13 protein-coding genes are annotated in these 12,840 nt (G+C 62.2%); all 13 read right to left on the bottom strand.

All coding sequences use genetic code 11. The annotated features are described in order from the left end of the window. Window positions 1-38: 38 nt before the first annotated feature. The 13 genes from MNR02_RS18815 to MNR02_RS18875 all read right to left on the bottom strand — a co-directional run bounded on the left by MNR02_RS18815 (window position 39) and on the right by MNR02_RS18875 (window position 12,766). A complete protein-coding gene (locus MNR02_RS18815; protein ID WP_241949496.1) occupies window positions 39-1,046 on the bottom strand; it encodes a DctP family TRAP transporter solute-binding subunit in 1,008 nt (335 codons plus the stop codon). Window positions 1,047-1,102: 56 nt separating this feature from the next. Beyond that, a complete protein-coding gene (locus tag MNR02_RS18820) occupies window positions 1,103-2,380 on the bottom strand; it encodes a TRAP transporter large permease (RefSeq protein ID WP_241601472.1) in 1,278 nt (425 codons plus the stop codon). Next, complete coding sequence (locus MNR02_RS18825; protein WP_241949497.1) at window positions 2,377-2,898, bottom strand: TRAP transporter small permease; 522 nt, start codon at window positions 2,896-2,898, stop codon at window positions 2,377-2,379. Before MNR02_RS18825 ends, MNR02_RS18820 begins: the two co-directional genes overlap by 4 nt. Continuing rightward, window positions 2,895-3,617, bottom strand: coding sequence for an SDR family NAD(P)-dependent oxidoreductase (locus MNR02_RS18830; protein WP_241949498.1), 723 nt, complete (start codon window positions 3,615-3,617; stop codon window positions 2,895-2,897). Before MNR02_RS18830 ends, MNR02_RS18825 begins: the two co-directional genes overlap by 4 nt. Continuing rightward, complete coding sequence (locus MNR02_RS18835) at window positions 3,614-4,474, bottom strand: oxaloacetate decarboxylase (protein ID WP_241949499.1); 861 nt, start codon at window positions 4,472-4,474, stop codon at window positions 3,614-3,616. Before MNR02_RS18835 ends, MNR02_RS18830 begins: the two co-directional genes overlap by 4 nt. Window positions 4,475-4,478: 4 nt before the next feature. Beyond that, on the bottom strand, window positions 4,479-5,171 hold the full coding sequence (locus MNR02_RS18840; protein WP_241949500.1) for a GntR family transcriptional regulator: 693 nt from the start codon (window positions 5,169-5,171) through the stop codon (window positions 4,479-4,481). Between the two features lie 284 nt (window positions 5,172-5,455). After that, on the bottom strand, window positions 5,456-6,124 hold the full coding sequence (locus tag MNR02_RS18845; protein WP_241601477.1) for a class II aldolase/adducin family protein: 669 nt from the start codon (window positions 6,122-6,124) through the stop codon (window positions 5,456-5,458). An 8-nt stretch (window positions 6,125-6,132) separates the two neighbouring features. Next, window positions 6,133-7,173 (bottom strand): 2-hydroxyacid dehydrogenase, encoded by a 1,041-nt coding sequence (locus MNR02_RS18850; RefSeq protein ID WP_241949501.1) that lies wholly within the window; start codon window positions 7,171-7,173, stop codon window positions 6,133-6,135. Next, window positions 7,170-8,729, bottom strand: a complete 1,560-nt coding sequence (locus tag MNR02_RS18855; protein ID WP_241949502.1) for an FGGY-family carbohydrate kinase — start codon at window positions 8,727-8,729, stop codon at window positions 7,170-7,172. Before MNR02_RS18855 ends, MNR02_RS18850 begins: the two co-directional genes overlap by 4 nt. Window position 8,730: 1 nt before the next feature. Beyond that, complete coding sequence (locus MNR02_RS18860; RefSeq protein WP_241949503.1) at window positions 8,731-9,855, bottom strand: ABC transporter ATP-binding protein; 1,125 nt, start codon at window positions 9,853-9,855, stop codon at window positions 8,731-8,733. Continuing rightward, entirely contained in the window at window positions 9,852-10,970 is a 1,119-nt protein-coding gene (locus MNR02_RS18865; protein WP_241949504.1) for an ABC transporter ATP-binding protein, read from the bottom strand. The genes MNR02_RS18860 and MNR02_RS18865 overlap by 4 nt, the downstream gene beginning before the upstream one ends. Window positions 10,971-10,974: 4 nt before the next feature. Next, entirely contained in the window at window positions 10,975-11,832 is an 858-nt protein-coding gene (locus MNR02_RS18870) for a carbohydrate ABC transporter permease (protein ID WP_241601482.1), read from the bottom strand. A gap of 10 nt (window positions 11,833-11,842) precedes the next feature. Next, entirely contained in the window at window positions 11,843-12,766 is a 924-nt protein-coding gene (locus MNR02_RS18875; RefSeq protein ID WP_134646633.1) for a carbohydrate ABC transporter permease, read from the bottom strand. Between the last annotated feature and the right edge of the window lie 74 nt (window positions 12,767-12,840).

Consider the following 12,840-nt stretch of genomic DNA (forward strand, 5'->3'; position numbering starts at 1 on the left):
GGCGCGGCGGACCGCGCCGTCGGTTGGGAGGATCGAGCTTATTGGCCGCGCATCGCGGCAAGCTGGTCCTGAACGAGTGTGTAGGGTTCTTCCCCGATCGACGCCTTGTTGGCCTCATAGACGGGTTTGATCGCTTCGCGCAGGCGCGTCATCTCGGCGTCGCTCAACGTTTCCACGACTTCGACGCCGTGACTGCGCAAGGCTTCGAGAGCCTCGAGTGCCGCCGCGCGGCTACGCTCGAGCTGGGCGGTGCGTGCCTCCGCGGCACAGGTCTGCAGCAGTTCCTGTTCCTGCGGCGTATAGCTGTCCCACACCTTCTTGGAGAACATGACCGGCGTCGGTGAATAGGCATGCCGCGTCAAGGTGAGATACTTCTGCACCTCGTAGAACTTCGATGCCTCGATCAGCGGCAGCGGGTTTTCCTGTCCATCGACGGCACCGGTCTCGAGCGCAGTGAACACTTCACCGAACGCCATCGGCACCGGATTGGCGCCGAGACGGCGGAATGTGTCGAGGAAGATATTGTTCTGCATCACACGGAAATTGAGTCCGCGGAAATCTTCGATCTTCTCGATCGGGTGCTTTGAATTGGTGGTGTTGCGGAAACCGTTTTCCCAGAACGACAAAAGCACCAGCCCGTGGTCGGGCATACGCTTGGACAGATAGTCGTAGAAGGGGCCGGTAAGAACGGCGTCTGCTTCTTCATTCGAAGCGAAGAGGAAGGGCAGGCCGAACAGGTTCATGGCCGGCTCGATGCCCGCAAGCGCGTCGGCACCAGCGACAACCATTTCAAGCGAGCCGGACCGCACGGACTGCGTTGCGTCCAGATCGTCGCCCAGCGCGCCCGAGTAGAAACCGCGCAGCTTCATCTTGCCGCCGGAACCGGCTTCCAGGCACGCCGACATCGCGTCGACGCCGGCCGCGACCGGATGGTCCTTCGGCGCTCCATTGGAAACCTTTATATTGCGGCTGTTGAACTCGGCCGACGCCGAACCGGCAAACATGGTGGCAGCCATCAGGGCGGCAGCGAAGATTTTCAGTTTCATTTTTCACTTTCCTCCAAAGTGGGGCGGGGCAAAGGATTTTGTCCCGCCAAGAAGCCTCACCGCAGGAAATTCAGCGGGACGAGAACGAGTTGCGGGAACATGACCAGCAGGAACAGAACGATGACCTGCGCGGCGATGAAGGGCAGCGACCCCTTGATCACTTGATGCAACGGGATGCGCGCGACACCGCTCGCCACGCTCATCACGATACCCACTGGCGGCGTGATCAGGCCGATCGCGCAGTTGATGACGAAAAGCACGCCGAAATAGACGGGGTCGATACCGGCTGCCGTGACGACCGGCAAAAGCACCGGCGCCAGGATCAGGATGGTCGGGCCCATGTCGAGCGCCATGCCGATGACGAGAATGATCAGCATGATCACCCCCAGAAGCAGCTTGGGATTGTCGGCGAGCGGTGCGACAAGGTCCATAACGACGCCGGAAAGATCGGCCACGGCAATGAACCAGGCGGTGGTCAGGGCGGCTGCTGCCAGCATCATGACGACGGCCGTTGTGACCGCAGCGTTGCGCAACGCCTCGTACATCGCCGACAAGGGCAGTTCGCGATGGACGAAGATACCGACGAAGGTGGCATAGACCGCGGCAACCACGGCGGCTTCCGTCGGCGTCACGATGCCGAATCGGATGCCGCCCAGAATGATGACCGGCATGCCGAGCGACCATCCTGCCGCACCGAGCGTCTGAAGGCGGACTTTCCATCCCTGGCGCGGCATCACATCGACATTGTCGGTGCGAGAGACGATCGCCCAGGCGACAGCGATGCCGACACCCATCATAAGGCCGGGCACGATACCCGCCAGGAAGAGCTGGGTGATCGAGACGTTGGTCGCCACACCGAATATGATATAGGCGATCGACGGCGGCATGATCGGCGCGATCGTCCCGCCGGCTGCCATGAGGCCGACGGACCGTCCCTGTTCATAGCCGGCCGCACGCATCATTGGCAGAAGCATGGCGATCAACGCCGCCGTGTCGGCGGCCGCCGAACCGGACAGGCTCGCCATGATGACGGCGGCAAGGATCGCGACGAAACCGAGGCCGCCGCGACGATGCCCGAGGAAAGAGCTCGCGAAGGCGATGATGCGCTTCGACATGCCGCCCGCATTCATCAATTCGCCGGCCAGCAGGAAGAACGGAATGGCCAGCAGTGGGAAGCTGTTCGCGCCCACGACCATGCGCTGGGCGATGATCTGTGTGTCGAAAAGGTCGAGATAGATGCCCATCGTGAGCGCACACAACACGAGCGCAAAGGCAACGGGAACGCCGACAGCAAGAGCGCCACCGAGCGTGGCAAGGAAAATTGCAAGCGTCATAGCGCGCGCTCCACCAAAGCGTCCGTCGTTTGTGGCACGGCGTACGGATCATATGTGCCCCGAAACGCGCCGATCATGCGGTGGATAGCGATAATGCCGATGCCGATCGCGGACGGGATCACGATGCCGAACACAAATATCATCGACAGGCCGGTGACCGGCGAGCGGTCCGTGGCAGTCACGCCGGATTGCCGCCAGGCGCCGTCGAGCAGCAGCCAGCAGACGAAAACGATGAGCCCGTTGGCGATGAACAGAAGCACACGCCGCACATTCGGTGTGGACGCGCTCACAAGAAGATCGAAGCCCATATGCGCGTGGTTGCGCATCGCAACGACGCCACCGATGAAGATAAGCCAGACGAAGAAGAAGCGCGACAGCTCTTCGGAAACATCCAGACCTGAACTGAAGACGTAACGCAGCACGACATTGGCGAACACCATGACTGTCATGCCGGCGAGTAGCAGCACGAGCAGAACCTCGAGCAGCTTGAAAAACACATTGATCGAACGGTCGATCATTTCCTTCCTCCCGAAACGGTGACCACCTCTCCCGTGGTGTATGCAGCGCGGAACAGCAGCCATGCAGCGGCTTCCGCAACGTCCGCGGCGTCGCCGAGACGATGAAGCGGTATGGTCGCGACGCGCGCGTCCATCTCGGCGCGGTCAGCGAAGACATCCTTCTGGATGTCTGTGTCGATGATTCCGGGCGCCAGCGCATTGACGCGAATGGCCGGCGCGAGTTCGCGGGCCATCGCGAAAGTGAGCGACTGCAGGGCGCCTTTGCTTGCGGCATAAACCGCGTTTCCGGCCGCCCCGCCATTACTGGCCGCAATGGACGACAGGTTGACGATCGCGGCATCAGGATGTTCTGCCCGGGCACGCAGAAAGGCTCGTGTCACCACGAAAGCGCTGCGCACATTGATGCCGAGAACCCGGTCGACCTCCGCAGGGTCGATGTCGATGAGCGGCATGCGGCGGCCGATGATGCCGGCATTGTTGACGAGATGGGTCGGCGCCCAGTCGTCGCCAATCCGCGCTATCGCTTCGTCGACGGCGGCGGCATCCGAAACGTCAACGTTCTCCACCCGGACTCTATCGCCAAGCGCATTGCGCGCTCTTTCGAGCCGCTGCGCATCGACATCCCAGAGGATCGCGCGCGCGCCGCCGGCGATTACGGCATCCGCAATGGCGCGGCCAATCCCGGCCGCACCGCCCGTGACGAGGACGACGGCGTTCATCGTCCGAAACTTTCATCCAGTTGCTGATGGAAGCCGAGATCGACGATCTCGCAGAACTCGGCGTAGCTGTGCTTGGCGGGGCCACCTTCCGGCGCACCGGTGGCGCGTAGTTCCGTCAGGGCGTCTTGCATGGCACGCGTTGCGCTGAGCAGCGCCGTGAGTGCATAGAAGACGACACTGAATCCCATGTCTTGAAGGTCGGCCAGTTTCAGCGCGGTGGTTTCGTTGCCATCGACGATGGAAACGACCTTTGGTCCATCGATCGCCCTAGCAACGGCCTCGACATCGGCAATCTTCTTGATGCCGTCGACGAAGACGAGATCGACGCCCGCGTCCTGATAGAGTCTTGCGCGATAGAGCGCCTCTTCGATGCCGTCCGCCTGCAGCGCATCCGTGCGACCAATGATGACGAGGTCGTCCTTCGCCCGCGCCGATATGGCCGCCTTGAGCCTCAGAGCCGATTCTTCACGGCCCATCAGCTTTACACCGGCCATCTGCCCGCACCGCTTGGGTGCGACCTGGTCTTCCAGGTGGATCGCGGCAACACCGGCCTGGACGTATTCGCGTACCGTGCGGTGAATGTTCGACGGACCGCCATAACCGGTATCGGCATCGGCAATGACCGGGATCGAGACGGCGCGCGTCATGTTGCGCGCGTGTTCCGTCATTTCGGTCTGCGTAAGAAGACCGATATCGGGCGTTCCCAGCCGCGTCGCCGTCGCGCCGAAACCGGTCATGTAGACCGCTTCGAAGCCCGCGCGCTGGACCAGCCGGGCGCTCAGGCTATCGGGAGCACCCGGCGCAGCAATGATCCGCCCGCCTTCCAGAAGGCGGCGTAGGTTTTGTGCTTCATTCATGATTTTAGGGTCTCCTGCTACCCGCATCCTCGGGCAGCGCATCGCGAGCGACACGCAGTGTTCGCCAGACATGTTCATCCATGATGGCGGCGAGAGCGTCGATATCCTTGGCGGCAATCAGATCCGCCATCTGCCTGTGTTCTGAATAGCTTTGATCGCCGGGCTGGCCATAGGCCACGCTGAGAGAGCTTCGGATCGCGCCGAGCTGGCCTTCCGCGACGGCATAGGCATCCCTGATCAGCCGATTACCGCAAAGAACGAAGAAGGCCCGATGAAATTCGGCGTCGGCGCGGGCATAGGCGAACTGGTCGCCGGCCTCGAGTGCCGCGGTCATTGCAGCGACAGCCGACTGTATCGTGCCGGTGAGTTCGCGATGATTGCGCGTCATCGACAGCCGCAATGCCTGCATCTCAAGCATCAACCGGTATTCACAAAGGATTTCCACGTCCGCAAGAGTCGGGGAGAACACGAAGCTCCCGCGCTTGGGGCGCACGATCACCAGCCCGGACTGCTGAAGCTGCAGGAGAGCATCGCGTATCGGCGTCCGGCTCACCCCGAACGTCTCGGCAAGCTTGTCTTCCGAGATATTCTCGCCAAGCCCGAAATGCCCGTCGATGATGGCCTCTCGCAGTCGCTCCACCACCATCTGCGCGATGGATTGCGGCTGTTTGATCCGTAATTGGCGCGTGCCTCCCAACCGTGACCTCCTCCTGCCCGGTTCATGTTATGTGTTACATACAACAAAAAGTGCGCACGCGTAAACAGCCAAAATTCTGCGACGCGAGGGATCGGTTAGCGAAATTGATTTTCGTGCAGGAGATCGCGTTCGTTGCCCTGTCTACACGACAAGAAAACTAAAGAAGTCAGACCGAAGCGACCTCAATCCAGGCATCAGCGGGAATGTCCGGACACAGAAAAATGGCCCGGAGCTTTCTATAAGCACCGGGCCACCGAGCGGTTCTGACTATTTGGGCAACCGCCTCAGGCAGCCTTGCCACCCGTCTTGCCGTCCTGGAGGCCGTAGGTGGCGAAGCCCTGAAGCACGCCCACGATTTCTTCGTCGGGCAGGATCATCGGGCCGCCGATAAGCAGCGTATGGTAGTACTGCTTTGAAAGCGTTTCGAGTTCGACGGCTGCCCACATCGCCTTTTCCAGCGTCGCGCCGGTGGCGATCATGCCATGGTTCGCCATCAGGCAGGCGGAGCGGCCTTCCATCGCCCGGATGACACTGTCCGAAAGCGCCTTCGTACCATACCGGGCATAGTCGGCGATCCTGACGTCCGGGCCGCCGAACGCCGCGATCATGTAGTGGCATGCCGGGATCGGTTTGCCCGCCATGGCAAGGATCGTCGCGTAGGTGGAATGCGTGTGCACCACAGCGCCGACATCCGGCCTCGCCTTCATGATATCAAGATGAAACGGCCATTCGACGGACGGCTTTTTCGGGCCGTCATAGTCCCCGTTTCCGGCGAGTGGAAGCGACGCAATCATGTCTGGCTGCATCGTATCGTAGGGAATGCCGGAAGGCGTGATCAGCATGCGGTCGCCGAAGCGCACGCTGATATTGCCGGACGTGCCCTGATTGAGCCCGGACGCGTTCATGCCGCGGCAATGGTCGATGATCGATTGACGAATGGAAAGTTCTGTCATGGGAGGCCTCAGCAGGGATTGACCGGCGGCTGACCGGCGATATAGCGACGCACCTCGTCGGCCGCCATCTCGGCAGCATATGTCACGGTACGCACGGATGCACCGGCAATATGCGGCGTGAGCGTGACATTGGGCAACTGCAACAGCGGCCAGTCGGCCGGCACCGGCTCGACCGCGAAGGTCTCCAGCATGGCGCCGCCAAGATGGCCGCTGGTCAGCGCCTCATAGAGCGCATCATAGTCGCAGAGTGGCCCGCGCGCCGTATTCACAAACAGGGCGCCCGGCTTCATTTGCGCAAAGGCATCCGCGTTCATCATGTTGCGCGTCTCCTCCGAAACGCGCGGATGCAGCGTCACCACATCCGCGCGCGACAGCAGCGTGTCCAGCGAGACATGCTCGACGCCCGCATTATGATCGTCGGCGGAGAGCTGGACATAGGGATCACAGACCAGAACCTTCGTTCCAAAGGCCCTGAGCAGCCGCACGACCTTCGTGCCGATATTGCCGTAACCGATGACGCCCACGGTCAGCTCGGAGAGTTCACGCCCCGTTACGTCCGCGCGGTAGAGTTCGCCGCGCCATTCCCCCTTTCGAAGCGACTCGTGGCCACTGCGAATGAGTCGCGTCTCGGCGAGGATTGCGCCGATGGTGAATTCAGCGACAGCGCTGGAATTGCGGCCGGGTGTATTGACAACCGTAACGCCGGCCTCACGTGCCGCGCTCATGTCGATGTTAACAGGGCCACCGCGGGAGACGGCGACGAACTTTAGACCAGGCATACGTTCGAACATGGCATGCGAAAGGGGCGCCAGCTGCGTGATGAAGATTTCAGCGTCGCCGATAAAATCCACGATCTGGTCGGCTGAGCCCAGATATTCCTTGAGCCCGTCCATGCCCGCGACCTCATAACCGTGCTCCATCGGAACGTCCGGCCAGGGAAGCTCGAGCAGCCTGATGTCGTGGCCGTCGCCACAGGCTTCCACGAGCTTTTCCTGAAAGACCTGCGGGAGCATGAAACGGTCACCCGCGATGGCTATCTTCTTCGTCATTGAACCTTATCCTGTTTTTTGGTCATCGTCTCCCAGACTGGCCGAAGCGCCTCACGCGAATGGCGATAGGCGGGAAACACCGAATCGAAATATCGGGAAAGCTTTTGGTCGGCGGGTTCGGCCGGCCGCTGGCAGGGCGTCACCCATTCCTTAATGCATTCCGCCATCGATCCGTAAAGGCCAAGCGAGACTGCAGCGATCATCGCGGCACCCGCCGCGCCCGCCTCCTCCCGCTCGCTGGTCTGGATGCTGGCGCCCAGCGCACCGCCGAGGATGCGGCGAAGCGAGGCGCTACGTGCGGCCCCGCCTGTCAGCCGCACGCGTTGTGGCAACGGCCCCATGGCGAGGTAGCAATCGCGCGAGGCAAGCGCCAGGCCGTCAAAGACGGCGCGCACCATGTCCGGGAAGCCGCTCGAAACGGTGAGTCCGATGAAGGACGCCCGCGCCGCCGCATCGACGAACGGCCCCCTCTCACCGGCTTCCGATATGTAGGGATGGAAGATCGGCGGCCGGTCGTTCGCCTCGGCGAGCCACACCTCCATCTGCGCCAGAAGTTCCGCCTTCGTCTTCTCGACCCCCATGCCTTTAAGCAGCCCGCCCGCCACCGACAGTATCCAGTCGATATTGAGGGTCGCGGCCATGTTGGATTGCATCTGCGCGTAGACACAGGGGATCGGCATGCACATCGTGTAGCCGGTCAGGTCATCGTTGAGCCGTACATCGTCAGGGCTCGTCGCAAGACGCATGTGCATGCCGGTCGAACCGATGATCGAGCAGCCCGTATCGGTCCCGGGATCATAGAGGCCGGCGCCTAGCGACGTACAGACCACGTCGACATAGCCGAGCACGACGGGCGTGCCGGCGACGAGGCCGGTCAGCGCAGCTGCGCTTTCCGACAGGCCGTGATGTGTCACTGCGCCATCGACGATTTCGGGCAGGAGGTGGTCCTGTCCCTGCAGGCCGAGGATATCGATCACCGTCTGAGAGTAGGCCCGCTTGCGAAAGTCTCCGAAGGTGAAGCAGGCTTCCGACGGATCCGTCGCGCGTATTCCCGTCAGCTTGAAATAGAGCCAATCCTTACAGTGGAAGGCTGTCACCGCCCCCTCTAGCATTTCCGGCGCCTCGTCCAGCATCCAGCGGATCTGCGACCCCTGCTGGCAGGCGGCAAGCCCTGAGCCGGTATGGCTGAAACGCTCGGCGTCTCCACCCTCCAGGCGAAGCCGCGAGACGGTGTCTCCCGCCCGCGCGTCGAGCCAGAGCCATCCCTTGCCGACGGGATCGCCCGCCTTGTCGATGAGCCATGTCCCATCCCCCTGCCCGGTCACGGCGATGGCTGCGACGCGCGCGCCGAGGTTTTCGACCTTGCCCGCAAGCTCCGAAAGCGTGCGGGCGGTGTCCGCCCAGGTCCGCGCCATGTCCTGGACCGCCCCCGTCCGCCCCACGGTCTCGTAGCCGTTGGGAACCGCCGCCGCCGCGATCTGTCGGCCCTTCAAATCGAAGGCGACCGACTTGATGACGGACGTCCCGGCATCTATGCCGATCAAGATATCACGCATGTCAGGCAAGCTCCGGGCCGTGGCTGACCGCGACGCCGCTCTCGCCGTCGAAGACATGCAGGTTGTGCGGATCTAGCTTCAACGCGATCATGTCGCCCAGACCAAGACGCACGCGGTCGTGCTCGACGAGAACCATCGTTCCGCCGGCAAAATCCGCGGCAATATGCGTCTGGTCTCCGAGCCACTGGCTGACCGATACTCTGGCAGGTACGCCGCCATCCTCGCGCCGAACCGCATAGGGCCTGATGCCGAGCGACACCTTCTTGCGATTGCGCAGCTCGGCAAGAACGGCAGGAGAGAAATCCGATACCGCATATTCGAGCCGCACCCCCTCGTTGAGGCCGAACACCATCGTGTCACCACTTACCGTGACGGTGGCGTCGAACACGTTCATGGGCGGTTCGCCGACGAAGGTGCCGGTGAAGAGGTTCGCCGGCCGCTCCTTGATCATCTGCGGCGTGTCGAACTGCTGCAGCACCCCGCCCTCCATGACGGCGATGCGGTCCGCCAGCGCATTGGCTTCCGTCTGGTCATGCGTCACGAGGATGGCAGTCAGGCCCTTTTCCTTGATATAATGCTTGATGCGGCCGCGCAGGATGGCACGCAGCTGTGGCTCAAGCTGGCCCATCGGTTCATCGAGCAGATGCAGGTCGGCATCGCGGATCAGGGCGCGCCCGAGCGAGGCGCGTTGCTGCTGGCCGCCAGAGATCGAACTCGGGTAACGGCCGAGGATATCCTCGATCTCCAGAAGCTTTGCGATATAGGCAACTTTCTCATCGACCAGGCTCTGCGGCAGCTTGGAAGCCTTGAGCGCAAACGCGATGTTTTCGCGCACTGTCAGCGGTGGATAGAGCGAATAGCCTTCGAAGGCCATCGCGACGTTGCGTTTGACCGGTGCGAAGGTATGGACCTCCCGGCCCGCAAGCGAAATCTGTCCGCGCGAGACGGCCTCAAAACCGGCAATCATACGCAGAGTCGAGGTTTTTCCGCAGCCGGACGAGCCAAGCAATGCGACGATCTCGCCCTTCGCAATCTCCATCGACAGCTGCTTGACGGCGTGAACACCGTGATCGACCGGCCCATAGAACTTGTCGACGCCCTTGATCTGAAGTCCCGCGCCGCTCATGCCGCTTCTCCCTGCGTACCCGTATGGCTGCCATGCCGGGCGATCAGCGCGCCCGTCTGCTTGTCGAAGAGGAAGGCATTGGCACCGTCGACCGCAATATGCGCGGACCCGGACGCTGGGCCCGGCGTTCCCGCCGGCCGCGACACGAGGATTTCCCGGCCGCGCACGGTCAGGGCGAGCGTCACGGTCTTCTCGTTGAGCGGCGTTTCCGCCTCGACCGTAACGGGAATGGCGCCCGGCGTTCCCGCCGGCACGAAGCTTAGCGCTTCGGGACGGAGCCCGAGCACGCAGGCCTTGCCAGCAGCGTTCGCGGGAATTCCGGGTAGCACGATCCGCACATCGGAAAGCAAGACTGACACGCCGTCCGCCTCCGCGTTGGGCTTGACGTCGAGCAGATTGATGGTCGGATCGCCGAAGAGGCGGGCAATGTCGATATCCGCCGGTGCATTGTAGATGTCCTCGGGCGTGCCGATCTGGCGGATCCGGCCTTCCGACATCACGGCGATGCGGTCGCCGAGCGCCATCGCCTCTTTGTAGTCCTGGGTCACATAGACGACTGTCGCTCCCTGCGCGGCCAGAACACGCGGCAGTTCAAGCCGCATCTCGAAGCGAAGCTTCGCGTCGACGTTCCTGAGGGGATCGTCGAGCAGCAACAGCGGCGGCGAGCCGGCAAGCGCCCGGGCCAGTGCCGTGCGCTGCTTCTGGCCATTGGAGAGCGCCTTTGGCCGGTGCGTCAACACGTGGTCTATCTTGAGAAGCTTTGCCACGCGGTGGACGCCGGCCTTGATTGTATCCGCCGAGGAGCGCTTCGCCTCGAGCGGCGTCGCAATGTTCTCGAAGGCGTCCATGTGCGGGAAGAGCGCGAAGTTCTGGAAGGCCATGCCGATGCCGCGATGCTCGGCATCGACATCGGTCATATCCTCGCCGCCGATCAGGATGCGGCCCTCTTCGGCGTCGATGACACCGGCGATCAGCCGCAGGAGGACCGACTTGCCGGCGCCCGACGGGCCAAACAGTACAAGCGTCTCGCCATCCTTTACGTCAAGCGACAGGTGGTCGAGCACGGTGTGATTCTTGTAGCGCTTGACGATGTTTTCGAGTTGAAGCGTGGTCATGGCCTTACCCCTTCACCGCGCCGAGCGACAGGCCTTCGACGAGGTAGCGCTGGGCATAGAGTGCGAGTGCGAGCGTCGGCGTGACGGACAGCACGATCGCGGCGGCGATCTGCCCATACTGGATGCCCGAAGAGGTAACGAAGGCGAGCGCGCCCACCGTCACGGGCTGCTTGTCGGCGGATGCCAGCACCAGAGCGAAGACGAAGTTGTTCCAGGCGAAGATGAACGCGAGCAGGCCGGCGGCGGCAATGCCCGGGCCGGCGAGCGGCAGCGCTATCCGGCGGAAGGTCGCAAACCAGGAATGACCGGCGATGCGATAGGCATATTCCACGTCCGCCGAGATATCCTCGAAATAGCCGCGCACGATCCACAGGATCAGCGGCAGGCAGATAAGCTGGTAGACCCAGATGAGGCCGATATAGGTGTTGGCAAGGCCGAGCCACTGGAAGTACTGCGTCAGCGGCAGCAGAACGAGAAGCGGCGGCGCGAAACGGAAGGACAGGAGCGTGAAGGCAATGTCTTCCGACCCCTTGAACTTGTGACGGGCAAAAGCATAGGCCGCGGGAACGCCGAGCACCAGCGCCAAAGCGACCGAGGTCACCGACAGGAAGACGGAATTGCCGAGGTTCTTCATGAATGCGATGTCGAGCGTACCGGCGGCCGATGTCAGCTTGCCGGTTATTAGTGCCGTGTAGTTCGACAGTGTCGGTTCGAAGATAACCTGCGGGGGAATGCGCAGGATCGTCTCGTTCGTCTGGAACGACATCAGGAAGATCCAGAAGATCGGGAACATGAAGAAGATGACGACGAGCGTGAGCGCAAGGAGGCGCAGCGTCTTTTCGAGTGTGGAAGTCGTTTCCATGATCAGCGCCTCATGCCTCACCGCGCGCGCGTTCGCGCAGACGCAGCCAGTTTTTGATGAAGATGTTGGAGAGGATGTAGGTGATGGCCCAGAGGATGATGAGCAGGGCTGCCGAGCGCCCGACATTCGTCGACTGGAAGAAGTTCAGATACGCCTCGACCTGGAACACCGTCAGCGTGTTACCCGGGCCGCCCTGCGTCATCGCGTAGATGATGTCGAACTGCTGAATGCTGTCGAGCAGGCGGAACAGCGTCGCCGTCAGGATATAGGGCGTCAGCATCGGCAGAGTGATGCGGAAGAAGACGAAGAGCCGCGGCACGCCATCGAGCGCGGCAGCCTCGAAGGGCTGGGTCGGCAGCGACCGCAGGCCGGCGAGCAGCAGGATCATGATGAAGGGCGTATAGACCCAGATGTCGACGAGTACGACCGTCAGCAATGCCGTAGACGGCGAGGACGCCCAGCGGAAATCGTGCAAGCCGACGAGGCTTGCCAGATAGCTCAGGACACCAAAACCCGGGTTGGTCATCAGCTTCCACATCAGCGCGGCCAGCGCCGGCGCGATCATCAGCGGCAGGAGAAGCATGATCGAAATGAAATTGTTGACCGTAGACCGGCGCTGCAGGAGAAGCGCGATGCCCAGACCAAGCAGCAATTCCAGCACCACCGTGAAGCCGGCATAGAGCAAAGAAACCTTCAGCGTGTTCCAGAAAGCGGGATCGCTGAAGAAGTTGAGATAGTTCTCACCCCAGTTGAACTGCCGCGCCCAGGGCTGCGACAGTCGGTAGCGCTGGAACGAATAGACGACGGCCGTGAAGAACGGAATGAGGATACCGATGCAGACCAGCAATGCGGGAAGGCTGAGCACATAGGGCAGCGCCTTCTTGCTGATCCGGAAGCCGGAGCGCCTGGATTCGGGTGTTGCCGGGGAAGCCATGACAAGGTCTCGTTCAATAGGTCCGGCACCGCGTCGTTGTTCGCCGGGCCAAAAGCCCCGCGTTCGTTCTGCGC

Origin of the sequence: Shinella sp. H4-D48, from assembly GCF_022637395.1 — a bacterium.
GTDB lineage: Bacteria > Pseudomonadota > Alphaproteobacteria > Rhizobiales > Rhizobiaceae > Shinella > Shinella sedimenti.